Genomic DNA, 21377 nt, shown 5'->3' on the forward strand with positions numbered 1-21377 from the left:
CAGAGGCGTGAACGGCGAGCCGGTCACATACGGGAAAGCGCTTGCCAGAGCGGGAAGCCTTGCGTTACGTTCCGACTGGGAGCGGTCCCAGAACGGGGTTCGCACCAGTGGAACCCGCCAACGGCACCGACGTGGTCGGGCACGAGGCCAGAGCGCTCTGACCGGATGCCCTGGAGGTCTCAACGGCGAGACCTCCCCCGTCGGCGGCCCTTCCGCCGCAGCGCGTCGCCCGCCGCTGTCTAGCCTCCCGGAGGCAACACTCCACCGGCCGGCGGACACAAGTGGGACATGACGACCGAAGACCCTGACGACCGCATCCTGTGGTCACAGGCCGCGGCAGGGAGTGGACCCGCCTTCGGCGTGCTGTTCGACCGGCACGCCAAGGCGGTCTACAACCACTGCTTCCGGCTGACCGCGTCGTGGGCAGCCGCCGAGGACCACCTCCAGAACACGTTCCTGGTGGCCTGGCGCAAGCGGGACCGGCTGCGACTGGAGCACGACTCCGCCCTGCCGTGGCTGCTGGCCGTGGCCACGAACGTGGTGCGCAGCGAACGGCGTACGTTCACGCGGCGGCTGCGGCTGTTCCGCAAGGTGCCGGTGGAGACCTCGGTCCCCGACCACGCCGACCACGTCGCCGAACTGGTCGACGACCAGCGGCGGATGGCGCAGCTCCTGGCCGCCGTGGAGGAACTGCCGCGCAACGAACGCGAAGCGCTCGCGCTGTGCGTGTGGTCCGGCGTGTCCTACGCGGACGCCGCCGGCGCGCTCGGGATCGCCGAGGGGAGCGTCCGGGCCAGGGTCAGCAAGGCGAAAGCGCGGCTGAGCCGCAAGTTCGGCCCACCACCGGTCGTCGCCGCTCCCGCACTCTCCCTGGAGGACCATTGAACACGACACTCCCCCCGGACCGGGACGTTCCACCCCACCGCCGGGCACAGATCCGCTCGACGCTGGAGCACGAGGTGGGCCGGCGCCGTCGTTCCGCCCGGTTCGCTCCCCTGATGGCCGCCGGCGTCGCGACCGCGGCGGTGATCGCGCTGGTCGCGGTCGTCTCGCCGTGGCAGACCCAGGACGGCGTCGACACCGCGGCGGCTACCACGAGCCCGTCCTTGCAGACGACCACGGCCGCGCCGGCGTCCACGCCGTCCGCGACGGCCCCGGTCCTCCCCGGCCTGTCACCGGAACGGATCGCCGAGATCGAGAAGGGCTGCGTGGACAGCACCCTCCGGCAGGGCAAGGCCACGCTGTACCAGCACTTCACCGACGAGGTGGGCACCTTCGCGCTGCTCTACACCGACTCGGAGCAGTTGAGCTGCATCGTCGACGGACCCGCGATGCCCTACAACGCGAGCGGCGGAATGGTGTGGGACGCCGCGTGGCTGCCCGGCGCGCTCGCGCTCGACGAGCTCGGCTCGGGGAGCGGTGGTGCCAACGGCAAGGCCGAGTACGCGGGCCAGGCGGGCTACGACGTGGCGGCGGGACGGGTGACGGGTCAGGTCGCCAAGGTCGTGTTGCGCGTGGACGGGCAGTCGGCGGAGGCGCGGATCGCCAACGGCACGTTCGTGGCACGCATCGCGCACCCCGCCGACTGGGTGGCGCCGGAGGGGCAGGATCGGGCGGCCGAGGTCATGGCCTACGACGCGGGCGGCGGGTTGCTGGGGACGTGGCGCAACGACTGGGACCCCGGCAAGTGCTGGGTGCGCCCGGACGGGGTGATCGTCGCGGGCGCGCGCGACCTCGACCCGGCGACGTGCCTGCCGGCGGTGCCCTGGAAGTAGCGGCCCGGGAGTAGCGGCCTGGAAAGTAGTGGTTGCCGGGGGTGCGTCCGCCAGGTCGGGGACGCACCCCCTCTGCGCGAGGAGGCCGAACCCGGCGGCCATAGCGAGAATGTAGGGCCGGCGTAGGCGGCGGTCCGACGCTGGTGCCATGACCTCTCGCCTCAACCGCCGCGGGTTCCTGACCGCGGTTCCCTGCGCCGTGGCGGTCACCGCACTGGCACCCGGCACCGCCGGCGCGAGCACCGGCACCGCCGACATGGAGCTGGTGGTGCTGGCCGCGCAGCTGGACCCGGTGAAGGCCGACACCGGCATCACCACGGGCGCGGGTGCGAGCGTGCGACTGGTGGAAACCGCCCTCGCCGACCTGGGCTACCTGGCGCGGCAGTACGTCGACGGCCACTTCGGCACGTCGACCCGGTCGGCGTACGCGCGCTGGCAGGCCCACCTCGGGTACACGGGCCTGGCCGCCAACGGGCTCCCCGGCCGGACGTCGCTCACCACCCTGGCGAGCGGGCGGTTCCAGGTGACCCGGCTCATCACGCCCGGCGCGCGCACGACCTACCAGGGGTTCCCCTTCAACGCCCGCACGGTCGCCATGCTCCACGAGGCGGAGCGGCTGGCGGGTCGGCGGTTCGTGGTCGAGCAGGGCTCGTACTCGCCGGGGAACGACCCCACCTCCGCGGGCACCCACGACGGTGGTGGCGCGGTCGACATCGACGCGGAGGCGCTGACGACGGCGCAGCGGACCGCGGTGGTGACCGCGCTGCGCCGGGTGGGCTTCGCGGCCTGGCTGCGCAGCCCGAGCCAGGGCCAGTGGCCGTGGCACTTCCACGCCATCGCGGTCAACGACACCGACCTGTCCACCCCTGCCCAGGACCAGGTCGGCGACTACTACCTCGGCCGCAACGGGCTCGCCGACAACGGCCCGGACAACGGGCCGAAGGTGCCCAAGGTGACCTGGGAAGGCTACCTCCGGGCCACTGCTTAACCGTTACCTGAAGTGTGAGTGAACGTGAGTCCACTGTGTTCAGGCAGCCGTCGCCTTGCGGCGTCGGCGTTGGCCCGCACTGGTTGGTGCGGGGCTTCCCGTGGCGGTACCCGTTGCCCGCGTGGCGCGGGTCTGACGTGGGTTTCCAGCGGGCTCGTTTCGCGTCGCCCCGCGACTCGGGGAGGACGTCTCACGTTGCGCGAGCGCGGCGAGGTTGCGCGCGCGAGCAGTTCGTAACCCCTGCACCGGATTGGAAGCAAGCATGCGGACACTGACGAGATGGCGGACCAAGGCCGTCGGCCTCGCCGCGGCGGTCCTCGTCGCGGGCGGCATCATCGCGTCGTCGACGACGACCGCCGCCGCGGCGTCACGGGACGGCATCTGCGACAGCGGCGAGTTCTGCTACTACTACAACAGCGACAACGCGGGGTCGATCTCGGACTTCGCCGGGTCGATCGCGGACTACGGCTCCACGCAGCCGGACTGCTACGAGTTCAAGGGCGCGGGCAACGGCCAGGGCCTGTGCGTCAAGAACAACGCGGCGTCGGTGTGGAACCGCAGCTCGGCGAAGGTGCGCGTCTACTACAACTCGAACTACGGCGGCGCCTACCAGGACTTCGCGTCGGGTGCGAAGGGCAACCTCAACTCGACGCTGAAGAACAACAACGCCTCGCACAAGTTCAACCCGGGCACGACCGGCCAGTTCTGGCTGCCGTTCCCGTGCGGCGAGACGTGGGAGGCGGGCACCCGCACCAGCCACAGCCCGGCCAACGCGGTCGACTTCAACCACTACCCGGACGACCTCGGCTGGAAGGTCTACTCGTCGGCGCCCGGCACGGTGGCCACGGTCGGCAACACGGGCAGCACGTCCTACGGCCGCTACATCGTGATCAGCCACGGCGGCGGGTGGCAGACGCTCTACGCGCACCTGAGCTCGCAGGACGTCTCCGTCGGCCAGAGCGTGTCGGAGAAGACGTTCATCGGCCGGGTCGGCAGCACCGGTGGATCGACCGGACCGCACCTGCACTACGAGCAGAAGTACAACGGCTCGGCGGTGAAGGCGACGTTCCGCGACGGCAACCCCTACTACTGGGGCAAGGTCAACCTGTCGCGCAAGACCAACTGCCCCTGACCTGACCAGCCCGGTCGGAACGGGCCGCCGTGCGCCGAGCGCGGCGGCCCGTTCCGCTCAGCCGTCCAGCACGTCGAGCAGGTCGCGGCAGTCCTGCTCGCAGTTCCGGTTCCCGTTGCGGCGGAACATCTCCGCGGCCCGCAGCAGCGGCGGCACCGCCTTGTCCCGGTCGCGGCGGTCGGCGTGGATCTGCCCGAAGGTCAGCAAGGTCGAGGCGACGCAGCCGTCGTCGCGGAGCGCGGTGAAGATGCCGAGCGCGTGGTCCAGGTCGCGCAGCGCGTGGTCCGACTCGCCGGTGCGGTGCCGCAGCTCGCCGATCTCGCGCAGCACGACGCCCTCCCGGTGCACATCGCCCTGTTCCAGCGAGATCGCGAGTGCCTGCTCGAACCACGTGTGCGCGTCGCGGAGCCGGTTCTGGGCGACCATCAGGCGGCCCACCGAGCACCGCAGCTGGGCTTCCTTCGACCGGTCCTTGGCCTTGACGAACGCGTCCAGCGACCGTTGCACGTAGCGCAGCGAGGTGTCGAACCGGCCGAGGCAGCGGTCGACGGTCGCCATGCCCGACGCCGCGATCCCCTCACCCAGCTCGTGCCCGACCGAGCGGAACAGCGCGAGTGAGCGCGTCATGTTGTCCGCCGCCTCGGCCAGTTCGTCCCGGTAGATCTGCACTTGCGCGAGGCCGCGGAGCAGCACCGCGCGGCCGAGGTCGTCGTGCCCCGGCACGCCGAGCGCGAGCTCGTGGCTCGCCAGCCAGTCGTCGTGCATCGCGCGGTCGTCGTAGTACGGGACGAGCGCGGCGGCGAGGATCCGGCAGAGGTCGGCGAACCGCCGGCCCGCGGCCAGGCGGAGCATGGCGGACAGCAGGTGTCGCTCCGCGTCCAGCCAGGTCAGCGGGTCGCGCACGAGCCGGTCCGCGACCGCGTCGGGCAGTGCCCACACCGGCGGCTCGTCGGTCACCGGCTCGAACAGGCTCGGCGGTCTGCGCCGCTGCGCCCGTGCCACCAGGTCGACCCACGCGCCCAGCAGCCTGCGCACCGCGGCCCGGCTGCTCACGTCGTCGCCGCAGCGCTCCACCGCGCAGACCCGCAGCAGGTCGTGCAGCCGGTAGCGCGGCTGGCCGGCGTCGTCGGACGACACGAGCTGGACGAGGTTGGCGTCGACCAGCACGTCCAGCACGTCGTCCGCGCGCTCCCGGTCCAGCAGCGGTGCGATCACCCACCCCGGGAAGTCGTGCGGACCGAGCAGGCCGAGCAGGCCGAAGGCGCGCACGACGTCGTCCGGCAGTGACCTCAGCGACAGGTCGACGCCGGCACGCACGTCCAGGTCGCCCAGCTTCAGCTCGGCCAGCCGCCGGGTCTCGTCGGCCAGCCGCTCGCTGAGCACCTCCAGCGTCCACGACCTGCGCCCGAGCAGCTTGCCGCCCGCGATGCGGATGGACAGCGGCAGGTACCCGCAGAAGCCCGCAATCGCCTGTGCCGCACCGGGTTCCGCCGCGACCCGCTCCTCGCCGACGATCCGGGACAACAACCGGTGCGCCTCCGCGGGCGCGAACGTGCCCAGCTCGAAGTGCCGCGCGCCGGGCAGGTCGGTGAGCAGGCGCCTGCTGGTGACGACGACCGCGCTGTTCCCGTTGGGCGGCAGGAGGGGCCGCACCTGCCGCGCGCTCGCCGCGTCGTCGAGCACCAGCAGCGCCTTCAGGTCCGCGAGGTGGGAGCGCAGCAGCGCGGAGCGCTCCGCCGCGCCGTCGGGCACGTGCCGACCGTCGAACCCGAGGACGCGCAGGACCTCCGCGAGCAGGTCGTCCGGTCCGCGCGGCCGGCTGGAGGTGCCCGCCAGGTCGAGGTAGAGGTGCGCGTCGGGGAACGCGTCGCCGACGAGGTGGGCCGCGTGCAGGGCCAGGGCGGACTTTCCGGTGCCGGGTGCGCCGTGCACGACCGCGACCGCCGGTGCGGCTCCCCGGCCGCCCGGCGCGAGGAACCGGACCAGCGCGTCCGCTTCCGCCTGCCGACCGGTGAAGTCCGGGATGGCGGCGGGGAGCTGCCGGACCGCCGCCGGACGGCCCGCGCCGGTGGGACGCCCGGCCGGCAGCGTGCCGTCCAGGATCTGCTGGTGCACCGCCCGCACCCCCGGGCTCGGTTCGGCGCCGAGCTCTTCGACGAGGACCGCACGCAGGCGTTGGTACTCGTGCAAGGCCTCCGCCTGCCGGCCCGTGTGGTAGAGCGCGACCATCAGCTGCCGCCAGAACTGCTCGCGCAACGGGGACTCTGCGATCTGCGCGCGCACTTCGCCGATCACCGCCGCGTGCCTGCCGCGATCCAGCTCGTCGTCGAACCTGGCCTCGAACGCGGACAGCCGCAGTTCCCGCAGCCGCTCGGCCCACGCCCGCACCCGGTCGGTCGGCACGATGTCCGCGAACGGCGTGCCGCGCCACAACGCCAGCGCGTCGCCCAGCAGGCGCGTGCCGCGGTCGGCGTCACCTTGGCGCAACGCGGCGACACCGTCGCGCACCCACGACTCGAACGCCGTGGCGTCGACGTCGCCGGTGTCGGCGACGAGCCGGTACCCGCGCGACGACGTCACCACCAGTCCGGCGTCGTCGAGCAACCTGCGCAACCGCAGCACGTAGCCGTGGATCTGCGTCGGCGCGGACTTCGGCGGGGTGCCGGACCACACCTCGTCGATGAGCTGGTCGGTGAGCACGACGTCGGGCGCCTGCGCCACCAGCCTGCCGAGCACCGCCCGGCACTTCGCGGCGCCGATCGCCTGCCAGCGCGTGCCATCCGAGACTTCCATCGGGCCAAGGACGCGTATGCGCATCTGCGCGCCTCTCCTCACCGGATGCCGGTGAGACAGTGTCACACGATCTGCCACATTGCACCATCATCAAGACGCCGGCTACGGCTTCCCGCCAGGCGGGTCGGCGCGCGGTGGGTGTTCAGCCAGGTGGCCGCCGGAGGACGACCGGATGGCCCTTCCTGGCCCGACTTCGTTGCCCTTTGTCCGACAACTCTGTTTTGTGGGTAGAAGGTGACCTGCCGGCCACCTTCCGTTCGCATCCGAGGTTTCCCTGCACTCCGAGGAGTCGGCATGAGAAGTCCGTCGAGAAGAGGATCACGCGCGCTCGCCCTCCCTGCCATCGCCGTCGCCGCGCTGACGGCGGTGAACCTGGCGGTGGCCGCACCCGCACAGGCCGCCGCCGGGCGGATCATGGGCGCCGACGCGCCCGGCGTCATCGCGAACAGCTACGTCGTCGTGCTCAAGGACGGCGCCGTGACCACGGCGACCGCCGACCGGTACGGCGCACAGGTCACGCACACGTACACGAGTGCCCTCAACGGCTACGCCGCGACGATGAGCGAGGACGCGGCGAAGCGCACGGCGGCCGATCCCGCCGTCGCGTACGTCGAGCAGAACCGCGTGCTCAAGGCGTACGGCACGCAGCCGAACCCGCCGTCGTGGGGACTCGACCGGATCGACCAGCGCGACCTGCCGCTCGACAGCAGCTACACCTCCCCCAACGACGGAACGGGGGTGACCGCGTACATCATCGACACCGGCATCCGCACCAGCCACGGCGACTTCGGCGGCCGTGCCACCTGGGGCACCAACACCGTCGACACGAACAACACCGACTGCAACGGCCACGGCACGCACGTCGCCGGCACCGTCGGCGGCACCGCGCACGGTGTCGCCAAGAAGGCGCGGCTCGTCGCGGTGAAGGTGCTGAACTGCCAGGGCTCCGGCACGCTCGCCGGGGTCGCCCAGGGCATCGACTGGGTGACCGCGAACGCCGCGAAGCCCGCGGTCGCGAACATGAGCCTCGGCGCGCAGGGCACGAACGCCTCACTCGAAACGGCCGTGCGCAACTCGATCGCGTCCGGCGTGACCTACGCGATCGCGTCCGGCAACTCGAACGCCGACGCGTGCAACTTCACCCCGGCCCGCACGCCCGAGGCCATCACGGTGAACGCGACCGACCGGAACGACGCGCGGTCGTCGTTCTCCAACTACGGCACCTGCACCGACATCTTCGCACCGGGCCGTGACATCACGTCGACGTGGAACACCAACGACACCGCCGTCAACACCATCAGCGGCACGTCGATGGCCACGCCGCACGTGGCCGGTGTGGCGGCCCTGTACCTCGGCGCGCACGCGTCGGCGACACCCGCCCAGGTGCAGACCGCGCTCAAGGACTTCGCGTCCAAGGGCAACGTGACCGGCGCCGGGTCCGGCTCGCCGAACAACACGCTGCACGCCGCCGAGGGCGCGGACCCCGACCCGGAGGACCCGGGCCAGGACCCCGACCCGGAGCCGTGCGAGGGCTACACCGCCTGGGACCCGAGCCAGATCTACTTCATCGGAGACCAGGTCGGGCACGCCGGGCACGTGTGGCTGCTCGCGACCTGGTACTCCATCGGGGAGGAGCCGGGCTCGAGCGCTTCGTGGTACGACTTCGGCGCCTGCTGACCAGGGGCCTGCCGGTGCCGGGGGTCCGCCCCCGGCACCGGCGTCCGCGTGCCTGAATGTCATCGCTGCCGAAGATGGAAAACCGTTGCCCGCGTTGGCACCTCGCACCATCCTGCGCGTGACGTCCAAAATGGTCGGTCCGGAGTGGACGGTCCGTAGTGGACGGTCTGGAGCGGCGGCTGAGCAAGGGCGCGGTGACGCAGGCCCTGGACGACCTGGCGTCGTCGCGCGATCTCGGCGCGGAAGCCCCGGTACTGGCCGCATTGCCGCTAGTCACCGGCACCTCAAACGTTGAATTCGCCGCCCCTGACCGTGCGGAACACCTCCATCGGGGGTAGGGACTAGGCCGTTCGGAGCACGCACCGGGAGCGGACCGGCTTCGCGCCGCGAGGGGTTCACAGATTGTGCCCGGTTCGCTACCTTGTGGTCTGGGAGCGCTCCCAGCCCTGTAGTCGCAATCCTCAACGTGGAGGACAACACATGACCTTCAGACGCGGTCTCCGTGCAGTAATCGGCGTCTTCACCTCGGTCCTGGCGGTCCTCGCCGCCAGTGTCGTGGTCCTGATGGGAACGACCAGCGTCGCCAGCGCACACGGTTCGGTCACCGACCCGCCGTCGCGCAACTACGGCTGTTGGCAGCGCTGGGGCAGCGACCACATGAACCCGAACATGGGTCAGACGGACCCGATGTGCGCCCAGGCCTGGAAGACCGACCCGAACGCGATGTGGAACTGGAACGGCCTGTACCGCAACGGTGTCGGCGGCAACCACCAGGGCGCCCTGCCGAACGGCCAGCTCTGCAGCGGTGGTCTGACCGAGGGTGGCCGGTACCGGGCACTCGACACCGTGGGCGCGTGGAACACCACCACCAAGCCCCGCCAGTTCACCCTCACGATCTCGGACCAGGCGAAGCACGGTGCGGACTACCTCCGCATCTACATCACCCGCCAGGGCGTCAACACGGCGACCACGCCGCTGCGCTGGAGCGACCTGGAGCTGGTCACCTCGACCGGCCGTTACGCCACCACGGGCAACTACCAGGCGTCGGTGAACGCGGGCAGCCGCACCGGCCGGCACGTGGTGTTCACGATCTGGCAGGCCAGCCACATGGACCAGGCCTACTACCTGTGCAGTGACGTGAACTTCCAGTAGAGCCCGGCAGGGGAAGCAACGGGCACACGGGTGCGGCGCGGGTTCCGGCCGCACCCGTGTGCTCACCCGCCGAGGTTCGTGGTGGCCCAGAACGCTTCACCGGGACCGGCGACTTCGGCCGCGTTCCCGCTGTGCGGCAGGAACACCGACTCACCGCCGCGCAACGCGACCTCCTCGCCGTCCCGCCTGATCACGACGAACTCCGTGGTGCACAAGAGGAGCTGCGGACCGGAGCCGTGGAGCACAGCGCCGGCGCGCACGGAGTGCAGGCGGAATTCCGGGTCGGGGGTCCGGTAGGTCCTCAGTGGACCGTCGCCCTCGCCGTCGAGCACGTCGGCGGGACCGGTCCGGTGGTCGACCAACGACAGCACGGCGTGCACGTCCACCGGCTTGGTGGTCAGGCCCGCGCGCAGCACGTTGTCGGAGTTGACCATCAGCTCGACGCCCGTGCCGCGCAGGTGCGCGTGCAGGACGCCCGCTCCGACGTGCACCGCCTGACCCGGCCGCAGCTTCACGGCGTTGAGCAGCAACGCCGCCACCACGCCCGCGTCCGTCGGGTAGACCTTCGCCAGTTCCACCACGTGCGCGAGGTCGGGCACGCGCGCCGCCGCTCCGGCGACCTCGGCGACCAGGGCGGCGTCGGCGGCGTGCAACGCCCAGCGCAGTGCGCCCCACGTGTCGCAGACCGCGAGTTCGGCCCGCATCGGCGCCAACGAGGGCAGGCCCAGCTCGTCGAGCAGCGCCACCGTCTCGGCGGGGTGGCGGAAGCCGGACATCGTCTCGAACTCCGTCAGCGCGACCAGGATCTCCGGCTTGGCCCGGTCGTCCCGGTAGCCGTGCTCGGCGAACCCGACCACGGCCTGGTCCCGGTTCGGGTGGACCTGCAGGGACAGCGGCGCGTCGACGGCCAGGACCTTGAGCAGGAACGGCAGCCGCGGGCCGAACGCGGCCAGGCTGTCCGGCCCGAGCAGCCCCGCCGGGTTGGCCGCGAGGTGGGCGTCGAGCGGCACGTCGCAGCCGGCCAGCCGGGACGGGTCGTCGGGGTGCGCGCCGACCCACAGCTCGGCCTGCGGCACCGGGCTCGGCGACGGTTCGCCGCGCAGCTCGGCGAGCGCGGTCCGGGAACCCCAGTGGTACTCCCGGACGATGGTCTCCAACTTGCGCACGGTGGTTCCTCAGATTCCCACGGGCACGGCCGGGACCCGTTCGTCCGCGAGCAGCGCCGCGGCTCCGATCAGCCCCGAGTCGACGCCCAACGTCGCCGGGCACACGTCGACCCGGCGCATGAACTCCAGCCCCGCGTGGTCCGCGAGCGGTTCGGTGACGGCCGGTTCGAGCAGGTCCCACGCCTGCGCCACGCCACCGCCGATGACGACCCGGTCGATCTCGCACAGCGCGGAGGCGACCGTGATGACCTGGGCCACCGCCGCGCCGGAACGCCGGAACGCGGCCTCCGCGGTGGGATCGCCCGCCCGTGCGGCGGCGGCGAGGGCGACGCCGTCCGCCGTGCCGCCGAGTGGTTGCCAGCCCTGCTCCAACGCCCAGCGCACCATCGACGGTCCGCTGGCGATGGCTTCGGAGCAGCCGTTGGCGCCGCAGCCGCAGAGCGGGCCGGCCGGGTCGACGACGAAGTGGCCGACGTGTCCCGCGTTGCCGGTGGCGCCGAAGTGCGGCCGGCCGCCGAACACGAACCCGCCGCCGATGCCGGTGGAGACGACCATGCCGAGCAGGCACTCGCTGCCCCGGCCGTTGCCGTGGTGGTACTCGGCCAGGGCCATGCAGAGGGCGTCGCCGCCGAGCCGGACCGGGTGGCCGGGCAGCAGGTCGCCGACGCGGGCGGTGATCGGGAAGTCGCGCCAGCCGGGGATGTTCACCGGGCTGATCGTGCCGTCACGCAGGTCCATCGGAGCGGCCGAGGCGATGCCCGCGCCCAGCACGGCGCGGTTTTCGGCCAGGGCGAGCAGCTCGTCCAGCACGCTCGCGAGGCCGCGCCACACGGTTTCACCGTCACCGGCGGGCGTGGGCGTGGTGCGGCGGGCCAGGACGGAGCCGTCCGACTCGACCAGCGCCGCCGCGAGCTTGGTGCCGCCGATGTCGATGGCGACCGCGACCGGGTCGAGTGCTTGCCCCATGGACTTAGTTAAGCGGTTAATCAAAGTTTCGTCAAGCCCTGTTGACGCGCACCGAGCCCCACCGACCAGCCAAGGTGATTTTCCACCACCACGCGAACAGCTGCGCAGCGCCTATCCGTCAGCGCACGGCCGTCATGGGCGCGCCCACAGAAGGGTCCTTGGTGTTGACGAGGAACTCGGTGGCGGGCAGGGAGCCGTCCGGTGCGCGAGGCCCCTCGGCGGTGGCGGACTCCAACTCGCGCAGGACCTGGGTGCCCCAGCCCGGCCCGTCCCAGGTGTTCCCCTCCTCGGGGACCCGTCGGACGGGCACGACCTGTTCGCGGTTGCCGAAGGAGAAGTTCCGGCGCACCGCGGAGTTCGACGTGCCCAGCGCGAAACCGTCCCCGGCGTTGCGCAGGGCGCTGTTGCGGGTGAACAGCTTGGGCGTGCCACCGCCGGCGGTGAAGGCGTGTCCGTTGTTCTTCCACGCGGCGCTGCGCGTGACGACGTGCGCGCCCAGGTCGCCGAGGTCGAAACCGTGGCCCGACCCGCTGACCGCCGGCAGGGACCAGCGGTTGATCCCGTTGCCCCACGACCAGGTGGAGTCCACGGTGACCGGGTCGGCGAAGCGTTCCGCCGCCACCCCGTCGTCGACGTTGTCGAACGTCCGGCAGCCGCGCACCACGTTGCCGGCGCCGGAACCCGGCCCGATGGTCAGGCCGTCGGCGTCGCGCCCCGCGGTGTCGTGGTTGTCGTGGAAGTCGCTGTCCAGCACCTGGTTGTCGCCGGTGCCGGCGCCGTGCAGGTGCAGCCCGGTGCCGAGGTTGCCGTGGGCCGACAAGCCCTGGAAGACCGTGGCACGGCACGATTCGCACGAGTAGGCGGTGCCGGGCGCACCGCTGATCTCCAGGTCGCGCACGACCCAGTGCGCGGCCGTCTGCGTGATGAACGGGCCGCCGCCGGGGACCAGGCTCGCGTCGAGGACGGCGCGCTCCCCCGCCGGGCTGGTCAGGGTGATGGGCCGGTCCGGGGTGCCGCTGGTGGTGATCTCCACGGGCGCGGTCGGGCGGTGCGTGCCGCCGCGCAGGTGGATGGTCTGCCCCGGTCGCACCACGGACACCGCGCGCCCCAGCGATGCGAACGGGGCGGCCTCGGTGCCCGCCCCCGCGTCGTCACCGTCGGGGGAAACGTAGAGCGCCGTCGGTGCCGCAGCCGGAGGCGTCGTCGTCGCACGAACGGTCGTGGACGCCGCCGAAGTGGTGATGGTGGGCAACGCGATCTCGTCGGGCCGCCCGTCCGGGGGCGTGATCCACACCGTCACCGCCAGCGCCGTGCCTCCCACGATCGGGACAGCGACCAGGGCCGGTTTCGTCCACAGCAGGTCGAACAGCCGCCGCACCGCTTCGACCACACCGGTCTGCACGGACGCGTGCGGCAAGACGGACGGCACGGCCAGCAGGCCGATCCCCAGCGCCAGGTACTCGGACGACGTGCGCGGTGCGCTCGCCGCCGTGCACACCGCACAGCCGCGCACGTGGCGGGCGAGGCGCTTGAGCCACCGCCGTTCCGGCACACCGGTCCACCCCCGGCCCGCGTCCGCCAGGCCCGGACAGCGGGGAGCGGCCCGCCACGCGTGCAGCACCGTGCGGGCGGTCAGCAACCGCTCCTTCATGCGCTGCACCCGCACCGCCGTGTGCGCGGTGCTGAGCGACAGCGCCTGGGCCACCTCGGCGCGGGTCAACTCGCCGTTGACCTCCTGCCACCACAGCGCGAGCACCCGTTGCTCGTCCGGCTCCAGCCAGCGCGTCGCGGCGAGCATGTCCTGTCGCTCCTGCGCCACCACCACCCGGTCGACCGCGTCCTCCGCCACCCGCGCGCCGGGGTCGGACGGGTCCGCGGCCTCGTCCAGGGGCAGGCGGCGGACGAGGGCGGCGCGGCGACCGCGCGCGTGGTTGCGGACCTGCCGGATGGCCGTCGTGACGACCCACGCGCGGAACCGCTCCGGGTCGTTGAGCGAGGGCAGGCCCCGCACCACCCGCAGCATCGTCTCCTGCACCACGTCGTCCGCCTCCGGGTCGCCGGGCAGTGCCCGGTGGACCACGTTGCCGACCAGCGGCAGGTAGGCGGCGACGAGGTCGTCCAGCGCGCGCCGATCACCTGACCTTGCCGCCGCGACGACCTCGGCTCCGACTGTCGGGCCCACCACGTCGCCCCTCCCGTCGCCCTGCCGCCCGGTGTGCGCGCGGGGCGGCGGACGTGCGGGCCCGGGTCGCGCTGATCTGAACGAGTGAACCCTGCCAGTTCCTGTTATCGCTAACAAGCGGTCGGGTCTGTGCAATCGCAGCCCTGTCCACGGCCCTGCCGGGACGGGACGGGCTCACCGTCATCGATGCCGGTTGCGAGAGGAATCCCTGTGCTCGACAGCAGAAGCGAAGAACCCGACCACGTTCGGCGGACCCGGTGGCCGGTGCGGGCGCCGCGGCTGCCCTGGGCCGCGGCCACCGCGGCGCTGGTCCTCGGCCTGACGATCACGACGTCGCCGACCGCCACCGCGGCAACCCCCGTGGCGGGCTCCACGTACCAGGTCAGCGTGAACAACAGCGGCAAGTGCCTGGACGTCGTCAACGGCGCCGCGGAGGACGGCGCGCCGGTGCACCAGTGGGACTGCTGGAACGGCGCCATGCAGCAGTGGGCGCTGCGCACCTCCGGTTCAGGCACGTTCGCGCTGGTGAACGTCGCCACCGGCAAGTGCCTGGACATCGCGTACGGCACGACCGAGATGTTCGTGCAAGCGCAGCAGTGGAGCTGCTAGGACGGGTTGATGCAGCAGTGGCGGTTGACCCCGTCGGGCAGCGGCACCTACCAGGTCGTCAACGCCCAGTCCGGGTTGTGCCTGGCCAACAAGGACGCCGGCAAGGACAACGGCGTGCCGGTGGTCCAGGAGACCTGCACCGCCAACTCGAACAAGCAGTGGCTGTTCACCCCCGTCGGGTCGACCGCGCAGCCGACCGTGGCCTCCGACGGCACCGGTCGGTACCGGACCGTGCAGGAGGCGGTCGACGCCGCGCCGTCCAACAGCTCGGCCCGGACCGTGATCACCATCAAGGCGGGCACCTACCGCCAGGTGGTGACCGTGCCCGCGAACAAGACCAACATCACGTTCCAGGGCCTGGGGTCGTCGCCGGCGCAGACGGTGCTGGTGTTCGACAACAGCGCCTACACGCACGGCACGTTCAACAGCGCCAGCGTGTTCGTGCACGGCAGGGGTTTCGAGGCGACCAACCTGACGATGTCGAACGACCTGGACGAGAACTCCGTGCCCAGCGGCGCGCAGGCGGTCGCCGTGCACCTCAACGCCGACCGCGCGGTGTTCAGGAACGTCAGGATGCTGGGCGACCAGGACACGTTCCTGGTCAACAACGACACCCGCGCGTACATGGTCGACTCGTACGTCGAGGGCACCGTCGACTTCATCTTCGGCGGCGGCACGATGGTCTTCCACCGCACCACCGTGCACGAGAAGCGCACCACCGGCGGGCCGATCACCGCGGCGAGCACCCCGGCGGAGAAGAAGTACGGCTTCCTGTTCTACAAGTCGACCGTCACCGGCGTGACGAACAGCGTCACGCAACTGGGCCGCCCGTGGCGCCCGGACGCGCAGGTGCTGTACCGGGAGTCGACGCTGAACGCGACCGTGAAGACGGCGCAGCCGTGGACCGACATGTCGGGCAACTCGTGGAAGAACGCGCGGTTCTTCGAATACCGGAACACCGGCTCGGGTTCGGGCGTCAACAGCAACCGGCCGCAGCTGTCGGACTCCCAGGCGGCGGAGCACACCCCGCAGAAGTACCTCGCGGGCGGCGACGGCTGGAACCCCGTGAGCTGACCGGAACGACGGTCGACACCATTCGTTCGAGACAAGGACGTTGTGATGCGCAAGAGAATCCTGACGCTGCTCGCGGCCTCGGTGGCGGTGGCGGGCGCGGTCGCCGTGGGCGGCCCGTCAGCCCAGGCCGCCGTGCCGGTCGCGAACACCACCTACACCGTCGCGGTGACGAACAGCGGCAAGTGTTTGGACGTGCCCTATGGCGAGCCCGTCGACGAGCTGAAGGTCCAGCAGTGGACGTGCTCCTCGGCGACGATGCAGCAGTGGGTGCTCCGGGACGCGGGCTCGGGTCTGTTCACGATGACCAACGTGGCCAGCGGGAAGTGCCTCGACATCCCCCACGGCGCGACCACGATGTACCTCCAGGCCCAGCAGTACTCGTGCTGGGACGGGCAGATGCAGAAGTGGCGGTTGACCCCGTCTGGCAGCGGCACCTACCAGGTCGTCAACGCCCAGTCCGGCTTGTGCCTGGCCAACAAGGACGCCGGCAAGGACAACGGCGTGCCGGTGGTCCAGGAGACCTGCACCGCCAACTCGAACAAGCAGTGGCTGTTCACCCCGGTGGGCGGCCGGTCCTGGTCCAACGCCGCCGACGGCTTCGCGGCCGGCACCACCGGCGGCGCGGGCGGCCAGACCGTGACCGCGACGAACTACGCCGACCTGGTGCGGTACGCCTCGTCGAGCGCCGCGCACACCATCCGGGTCGACCGGGCGATCACCGTCGCTCCGTACGGCACTGAGATCAGGGTCGCCTCCAACAAGACGATCATCGGTGTCGGCACCGCCGGCCAGATCGTCAACGGCGGCTTCAACCTCGACGGCGTGTCCAACGTGATCATCCGGAACCTGACCATCCGCGACACCAGGATGGCCGACGACGACCCCGGTGACGACGGGTACGACTACGACGGCATCCAGGTCGACGCGTCACGCGACATCTGGATCGACCACAACACCATCGTGCGCATGAACGACGGTCTCATCGACCTGCGCAAGGACAGCACCGACGTCACGGTGTCCTGGAACCGCCTGGGCGAGAACAACAAGGCCTTCGGCATCGGCTGGACGACCAACGTCACCGCGCGCATGACCATCCACCACAACTGGATGTACAACAACAACTCGCGCAACCCGAGCACCGACAACGTGGCCAACGCGCACCTCTACAACAACTACATGCAGAACATCACCGGGTACGGCAACTACGCCCGGGGCAGCACGAAGATGGTCATCGAGAACACCTACTACGACAAGGTGAAGGACCCGTACTACCGCGACGACACCGCACAGCTGCGCCAGTCCGGCAGCGTCGTGGTGAACTCGACGGGACAGCGGGAGACCGGCGGCAACGCCTTCGACCCGCGCTCCTTCTACGCCTACGCGCTCGACCCGGCCGCGGACGTGCCGAACCTGGTCCGCGCGTACTCCGGCCCGCAAGCCGACATCGGCCGGTGACCCGGGTGCCGAGCGGGGTCGGTGACGTCACCGGCCCCGCTCGGCACCGCCGGGTGCGGTGTCAGAGGTGCTTCTCGATCTCCGCCAGCTCGTCCGCCTCGAACGACAGGTTCGCCGTCGCGGCCACGTTGTCCTCCAGCTGCTTCACGCTGGAAGCGCCGATCAACGCCGAGGTCACGTTGCGCAGCACCCAGGCGATCGCGAGCTGGGCCAACGTCTGCCCGCGCCGCTTCGCGACGTCGTTCAACGCCCGCACCTTGGCCAGCGTCGACTCGTCCAAATTGGACGACGACAGGAACGGCGAAGCACCCGCCGCCCGCGAACCCTCCGGCACGCCGTCGAGGTAGCGGTCGGTCAGCACGCCCTGCGCCAACGGCGAGAACGCGATGCTGCCCGCACCCACCTCCACCAACGCGTCCAGCAGGCCGTCCTCGATCCACCGGTTGAACATCGAGTACGACGGCTGGTGGATCAGCAGCGGCGTGCCGAGCGAGGACAGCACCCGCGCCGCCTCCACCGTCTGCTCGGCGGAGTAGTTCGAGATGCCGACGTACAACGCCTTGCCCGAGCGCACCACGTGGTCGAGCGCGCCCATCGTCTCCTCGATCGGAGTGTCCGGGTCCGGCCGGTGGTGGTAGAAGATGTCGACGTAGTCGAGCCCGAGCCTCGTCAGCGACTGGTCCAGCGAGCTGACCAGGTACTTCCGCGAACCCCACTCGCCGTACGGGCCGTCCCACATGTCGTACCCGGCCTTGGTGGACACCAGGATCTGGTCCCGGTACGGCCGGAAGTCGTCCGCGAACAGCCGGCCGAAGTTCTCCTCCGCGCTGCCGGGCGGCGGGCCGTAGTTGTTCGCCAGGTCGAAGTGGGTCACACCGAGGTCGAACGCCCGGCGCAGGATGGCGCGCTGGCCGTCCAGGTGCCGGTCGTGGCCGAAGTTGTGCCACAAACCGAGGGACACGGCGGGCAGCTTGAGCCCGCTGCGACCGGACCGGCGGTAGGGCATCGAGTCGTACCGCGACGGAGCGGCTTCATACGTCATGTCGGTCCTTTACCGGTGCTTTCCCTCGGGACGAGCCTGGCCTTCGGCGACCAGCGCTCGGCGACGTCCTCGCCGGCGATGAGTTCCAGCACGGACTCGGCCACGGTGACGCCGAACTGGTGCACGTCCACGCTCATGGTGGTCAGCGCGGGCGACGTGAGCCGGCACAGCGACGAGTCGTCCCACGCCACCAGGCTGAGCCGGTCGGGCACGGCGACACCGAGTTGCTTCGCGACGCTCAGACCCGCGACCGCCATCACGTCGTTGTCGTAGAGGATCGCGGTGGGCGGCTCGGGTGCGTTGAGCAGCATGGTGGTGAGCTTCGCCCCGGACGCCTCCGAGTAGTCGCCCTCCACCACCACGGGCTCGACGCCCGCCGCCGCGCAGCCCTCGATCAGCGCGGCGGTGCGCGCCTTGGTGTGCAACAAGGTCTCCGGGCCGCTGACCCGGGCGATGCGCCGGTGCCCGAGGTCGAGCAGGTACGCGAGGGCTTCGCGCACCGGGCCCGCGTCGTCCGAGCGGACGGCGGGCACGGCGAGCTCGTCCGGCTCGCCGACGTACAGCGCGGGCAGGCCGATCTCCCGCAGCACCGCCGGGCGGTGGTCGTCCGCGGTGCGGTTCACCACCACGACCGCGTCCACCACACCGCTCGCCGCCCACCTGCGGTAGGCGGCGATCTCGGCGTCTTCGGCGCCGACGATGTGCAGCAGCACGGAGCGGTCGCCCTCGGCGAGCCGTTCCTCGATGCCCGCGATGAACTCCATGAAGAACGGCTCCGCGCCCAGCAGCCGCGCGGGGCGGGCCAGGACCAGGCCGACGGAGCCGGTGGTCACGTCCGCACCGCGCTCAGGGCGTTGGCCGTTCGCAGCACCAGCGGGCCGGTGAGCGCGGACGGGTCGGCCAGCTCGGTCGAGGTCCGGACCAGGAACGAGTGCGTCCCGCCCGCGGGAAGGGTGACCAGCGCGTCGTCGGTCACGGCGTCCTCGGCGACCCGGTCCGCCAGCACGGCGACGTCGCGGGCGAAGGAGGTCGCGGTGACGTCCACCCGGTAGCCCTCGGCCACCCGGCGCACCTCGGCGGTGAGCGGCGCGGTGTCGTAGGACAGCTCCAGGTCCTCCTGGAACAGGTGCGCGGTGCGCGCGTCGTCCGCCTCCACCACCAGCACCTCCGCCTTCGGGTCGCCGGGCGTGACCAGCTCCGCCGCCAGCTCCAGCCGTGCGACCGACCTGGCCGGCACGTCGAGCGGGAGTTTAACCGCCGCGAGCACGTCACCGGTGAACGTCTGCCGCTCCAGCGCGACTTCGCTGGTCCAGACCTCGTCCGTGTCGTTGACGGCGATCAGCGCGTCCACGCCGTCCCTCGGCTGGACGGTGAGCAGGCGCGGCGCGAAGGCGTGCTTGAGCGAGTAGTACAGCGGCTTGGGCCGCTCGTCGCCGTCGACCGCGGCCCACGAGGTGACCGGCCAGCAGTCGTTGAGCTGCCACACCAGCGCGCCCGCCGTGCGCGGCCAGTGCGAGCGGAAGTGCTCGACGCCGTACGCGACCGCGCGGGCCTGGTTCAGCTGGGTGGCCCAGTGCCAGTCCTCGAACGCCGCCGGCGCGTGCAGGTGCGGCGCGAGGCCGCGGTCCAGCTTGCCGTTGCCGTCCTCGGCCTTCTGGTGCAGCAGGAACGCGGGCGAGGTCGGGGTCATCGGCTCGTCGTGCACCCACCTGGTCAGGGTCGCCCAGGTCGGCGGGCCCTGGAAGCCGAACTCCGAGCAGAACCGCGGCAGGTGGTCGCGGTAGTGGGTGTAGTCGACCCGGTTCCAGACCTCCCACTCGTGCCTGGTGCCGTGGGTGTCCTCGTTCGGGTGAAGTTCACCGGGGCTGTACGGGCTGCCCGGCGAGTAGTGCCGGGTCGGGTCCAGCTCGGCGACGATCTTCGGCAGCAGCTCGGTGTAGTAGCCGTGACCCCAGGTGCGGCCTTCGAGCCTTTCCTTCCAGCCCCAGTCCTCGAAGCCCCAGAGGTTCTCGTTGTTGCCGTTCCACAGCGCGAGGGAGGCGTGGGACGTGAGCCGGGCGACGTTCTCGCGGGCCTCGGCCTCGACCTCCTCCCACAGCGGCGACTCCTCGGCGTACGCGGCGCAGGCGAACAGGAAGTCCTGCCACACCAGCACGCCGCGCTCGTCGCAGACGTCGTAGAAGTCCTCGGTCTCGTAGATGCCGCCGCCCCAGATGCGGAGCATGTTCATGTTGGCGTCGACGGCCTGCTCGACGCGGCGGACCAGGCGGTCGCGCGTGACGCGGGTGAGGAAGTGGTCGTCCGGGATCCAGTTGGCGCCCTTGGCGAACACCGGCTTGCCGTTCACGAGGAAGGTGAACGGGGTACCGATCTCGTCGGGGGTGGTGTCGACGGTGATGGTGCGGAAGCCGACGCGGCGCGCGGTCCCGTCCACGTCGTCCCCACCGGACCGGAGGACGACGTGCAGGTCGTAGAGGGGGTGGTCGCCGTAGCCGACGGGCCACCACAGGTCGACGTCCGGCACCTCGACGGTCACCACGGCGGTGTCGCCTTCGACGCGGGCGCTCTGCTCGACGCCGCCGACCGCGGCGACCACGGTCAGGTCCGTGTCGCGGGCGCGGTCGACCTCGACGTGCACCTCGACGCGGCCGGCGCCGTTCTCGTCCACCGTGACCAGCGGGCGGACCTGGTGGAGGCGGGCCTCGGTCCAGCGCTCCAGCCGGACCGGCTTCCAGATGCCGGCGGTCTGGAGGTCGGGGCCCCAGTCCCAGCCGAACGAGCAGGCCATCTTGCGGACGGCGTTCATCGGGTGCGGGTAGGCGCGGTCGCGCCGGCCCAGCGCCTTCTCCTGCGCCTCGGCGTACGCGAGGGCGGAGTGGAACGTGACGACCAGGTCGTTCGCGCCGTCCTTCAGGTGCTCGCGCACGTCGAAGCGGTAGGAGCGGAACATGTTGGCGGTGCTGCCGAGCACCTCGCCGTTCAGCTCGACCGTGGCGACGGTGTCGAGGCCGTCGAACGCGAGCTCGACCTTCTCACCGGACTTGGCGGCCTCGGCCTCGAACGTCAGGGCGTAACGCCAGTCGGCGCGGTGCATCCAGGCCAGCTCGGCCTCGTTGGTGTCGAGGTACGGCTCGGGGATCAGGTCCGCCGCGAGGAGGTCGAGGTGCGTGCTGCCGGGCACGACGGCGGGGACTTCGCGGCCGGCGACGGCCGACGGGACCGGCCCGCCCACCGCGCTCAGACGCCACCCGTCGTGCAAGGTCGTGCGGATCATCGTTCCCCTTTTCCGGCGGCGGTGGCTTTCTGCCGTGTGACAAACAAGGTATGGCGATTCTTACGCCAGCAACTAAAGTAAGTCAACGAGGT

General features: G+C 71.4%; 17 protein-coding genes. 10 read left to right on the forward strand and 7 right to left on the reverse strand.

Going from position 1 to position 21377, the window contains the following annotated elements; translation table 11 throughout:
* Positions 1-288: 288 nt before the first annotated feature.
* The 4 genes from OQ02_RS18110 (at position 289) to OQ02_RS18125 (ending at position 3895) form a co-directional block, all read left to right on the forward strand.
* A complete protein-coding gene (locus tag OQ02_RS18110) occupies positions 289-885 on the forward strand; it encodes an RNA polymerase sigma factor (protein ID WP_033439657.1) in 597 nt (198 codons plus the stop codon).
* Positions 886-998: 113 nt separating this feature from the next.
* Positions 999-1775 carry a hypothetical protein gene (locus OQ02_RS18115; RefSeq protein WP_033439658.1) on the forward strand — a complete coding sequence of 259 codons (777 nt, stop codon included), beginning with the start codon at positions 999-1001 and terminating at the stop codon, positions 1773-1775.
* Between the two features lie 148 nt (positions 1776-1923).
* The gene (locus OQ02_RS18120; RefSeq protein WP_033439659.1) at positions 1924-2763 is read left to right on the forward strand and encodes a peptidoglycan-binding domain-containing protein; all 840 of its coding nucleotides are present in this window, start codon (positions 1924-1926) and stop codon (positions 2761-2763) included.
* 262 nt (positions 2764-3025) lie between these two features.
* Positions 3026-3895 (forward strand): peptidoglycan DD-metalloendopeptidase family protein, encoded by an 870-nt coding sequence (locus tag OQ02_RS18125; RefSeq protein ID WP_033439660.1) that lies wholly within the window; start codon positions 3026-3028, stop codon positions 3893-3895.
* Between the two features lie 57 nt (positions 3896-3952).
* Here OQ02_RS18125 and OQ02_RS18130 read toward each other — a convergent pair whose 3' ends face one another.
* Positions 3953-6688, reverse strand: a complete 2736-nt coding sequence (locus OQ02_RS18130; RefSeq protein WP_051772483.1) for an AfsR/SARP family transcriptional regulator — start codon at positions 6686-6688, stop codon at positions 3953-3955.
* A gap of 294 nt (positions 6689-6982) precedes the next feature.
* On the opposite strand from OQ02_RS18130, the gene OQ02_RS18135 reads away from it, so the two are divergent.
* The 3 genes from OQ02_RS18135 to OQ02_RS18145 all read left to right on the forward strand — a co-directional run bounded on the left by OQ02_RS18135 (position 6983) and on the right by OQ02_RS18145 (position 9517).
* Positions 6983-8365 (forward strand): S8 family serine peptidase, encoded by a 1383-nt coding sequence (locus tag OQ02_RS18135; protein ID WP_081915738.1) that lies wholly within the window; start codon positions 6983-6985, stop codon positions 8363-8365.
* A gap of 158 nt (positions 8366-8523) precedes the next feature.
* Positions 8524-8703 carry a hypothetical protein gene (locus OQ02_RS18140; RefSeq protein ID WP_033439661.1) on the forward strand — a complete coding sequence of 60 codons (180 nt, stop codon included), beginning with the start codon at positions 8524-8526 and terminating at the stop codon, positions 8701-8703.
* A gap of 142 nt (positions 8704-8845) precedes the next feature.
* Positions 8846-9517, forward strand: coding sequence for a lytic polysaccharide monooxygenase auxiliary activity family 9 protein (locus tag OQ02_RS18145; RefSeq protein WP_033439662.1), 672 nt, complete (start codon positions 8846-8848; stop codon positions 9515-9517).
* 62 nt (positions 9518-9579) lie between these two features.
* Here OQ02_RS18145 and manA read toward each other — a convergent pair whose 3' ends face one another.
* The 3 genes from manA to OQ02_RS18160 all read right to left on the reverse strand — a co-directional run bounded on the left by manA (position 9580) and on the right by OQ02_RS18160 (position 13834).
* Positions 9580-10683 (reverse strand): mannose-6-phosphate isomerase, class I, encoded by a 1104-nt coding sequence (gene manA, locus OQ02_RS18150; protein ID WP_033439663.1) that lies wholly within the window; start codon positions 10681-10683, stop codon positions 9580-9582.
* Between the two features lie 9 nt (positions 10684-10692).
* Positions 10693-11649, reverse strand: coding sequence for an ROK family protein (locus OQ02_RS18155; RefSeq protein WP_033439664.1), 957 nt, complete (start codon positions 11647-11649; stop codon positions 10693-10695).
* A gap of 118 nt (positions 11650-11767) precedes the next feature.
* Positions 11768-13834 (reverse strand): sigma-70 family RNA polymerase sigma factor, encoded by a 2067-nt coding sequence (locus tag OQ02_RS18160; RefSeq protein ID WP_156077121.1) that lies wholly within the window; start codon positions 13832-13834, stop codon positions 11768-11770.
* A gap of 207 nt (positions 13835-14041) precedes the next feature.
* Here OQ02_RS18160 and OQ02_RS45845 point away from each other — a divergent pair, with 207 nt between their 5' ends.
* The 3 genes from OQ02_RS45845 to OQ02_RS18175 are packed head-to-tail and all read left to right on the forward strand — an operon-like array spanning position 14042 to position 16969.
* Positions 14042-14440, forward strand: a complete 399-nt coding sequence (locus OQ02_RS45845) for an RICIN domain-containing protein (protein WP_231500097.1) — start codon at positions 14042-14044, stop codon at positions 14438-14440.
* 9 nt (positions 14441-14449) lie between these two features.
* The gene (locus OQ02_RS41055; protein ID WP_081915741.1) at positions 14450-15514 is read left to right on the forward strand and encodes a pectinesterase family protein; all 1065 of its coding nucleotides are present in this window, start codon (positions 14450-14452) and stop codon (positions 15512-15514) included.
* 45 nt (positions 15515-15559) lie between these two features.
* Entirely contained in the window at positions 15560-16969 is a 1410-nt protein-coding gene (locus OQ02_RS18175) for an RICIN domain-containing protein (RefSeq protein ID WP_033439666.1), read from the forward strand.
* Between the two features lie 61 nt (positions 16970-17030).
* Here OQ02_RS18175 and mgrA read toward each other — a convergent pair whose 3' ends face one another.
* Genes mgrA through OQ02_RS18190 form a run of 3 tightly spaced genes read right to left on the reverse strand, consistent with a single transcriptional unit; the run spans position 17031 to position 21285 of the window.
* On the reverse strand, positions 17031-18011 hold the full coding sequence (mgrA, locus tag OQ02_RS18180; RefSeq protein ID WP_033439667.1) for an L-glyceraldehyde 3-phosphate reductase: 981 nt from the start codon (positions 18009-18011) through the stop codon (positions 17031-17033).
* The gene (locus tag OQ02_RS18185; protein WP_033439668.1) at positions 18008-18844 is read right to left on the reverse strand and encodes a LacI family DNA-binding transcriptional regulator; all 837 of its coding nucleotides are present in this window, start codon (positions 18842-18844) and stop codon (positions 18008-18010) included. The genes mgrA and OQ02_RS18185 overlap by 4 nt, the downstream gene beginning before the upstream one ends.
* Positions 18841-21285, reverse strand: a complete 2445-nt coding sequence (locus tag OQ02_RS18190) for a glycoside hydrolase family 2 protein (protein WP_033439669.1) — start codon at positions 21283-21285, stop codon at positions 18841-18843. Before OQ02_RS18190 ends, OQ02_RS18185 begins: the two co-directional genes overlap by 4 nt.
* Between the last annotated feature and the right edge of the window lie 92 nt (positions 21286-21377).

It is taken from the genome of Saccharothrix sp. NRRL B-16314 (assembly GCF_000716595.1).
GTDB lineage: Bacteria > Actinomycetota > Actinomycetes > Mycobacteriales > Pseudonocardiaceae > Actinosynnema.

Coding starts and splice junctions, on each gene's coding strand:
- mgrA (WP_033439667.1), bottom strand. CDS start 18,011: ATGACGTATGAAGCCGCTCCGTCGCGGTACGACTCGATGCCCTACCGC.
- OQ02_RS18130 (WP_051772483.1), bottom strand. CDS start 6,688: ATGGAAGTCTCGGATGGCACGCGCTGGCAGGCGATCGGCGCCGCGAAG.
- OQ02_RS18155 (WP_033439664.1), bottom strand. CDS start 11,649: ATGGGGCAAGCACTCGACCCGGTCGCGGTCGCCATCGACATCGGCGGC.
- OQ02_RS18120 (WP_033439659.1), top strand. CDS start 1,924: ATGACCTCTCGCCTCAACCGCCGCGGGTTCCTGACCGCGGTTCCCTGC.
- OQ02_RS41055 (WP_081915741.1), top strand. CDS start 14,450: ATGCAGCAGTGGCGGTTGACCCCGTCGGGCAGCGGCACCTACCAGGTC.
- OQ02_RS18135 (WP_081915738.1), top strand. CDS start 6,983: ATGAGAAGTCCGTCGAGAAGAGGATCACGCGCGCTCGCCCTCCCTGCC.
- OQ02_RS18175 (WP_033439666.1), top strand. CDS start 15,560: ATGCGCAAGAGAATCCTGACGCTGCTCGCGGCCTCGGTGGCGGTGGCG.
- OQ02_RS18115 (WP_033439658.1), top strand. CDS start 999: ATGGCCGCCGGCGTCGCGACCGCGGCGGTGATCGCGCTGGTCGCGGTC.
- OQ02_RS18110 (WP_033439657.1), top strand. CDS start 289: ATGACGACCGAAGACCCTGACGACCGCATCCTGTGGTCACAGGCCGCG.
- OQ02_RS18145 (WP_033439662.1), top strand. CDS start 8,846: ATGACCTTCAGACGCGGTCTCCGTGCAGTAATCGGCGTCTTCACCTCG.
- OQ02_RS18190 (WP_033439669.1), bottom strand. CDS start 21,285: ATGATCCGCACGACCTTGCACGACGGGTGGCGTCTGAGCGCGGTGGGC.
- OQ02_RS18125 (WP_033439660.1), top strand. CDS start 3,026: ATGCGGACACTGACGAGATGGCGGACCAAGGCCGTCGGCCTCGCCGCG.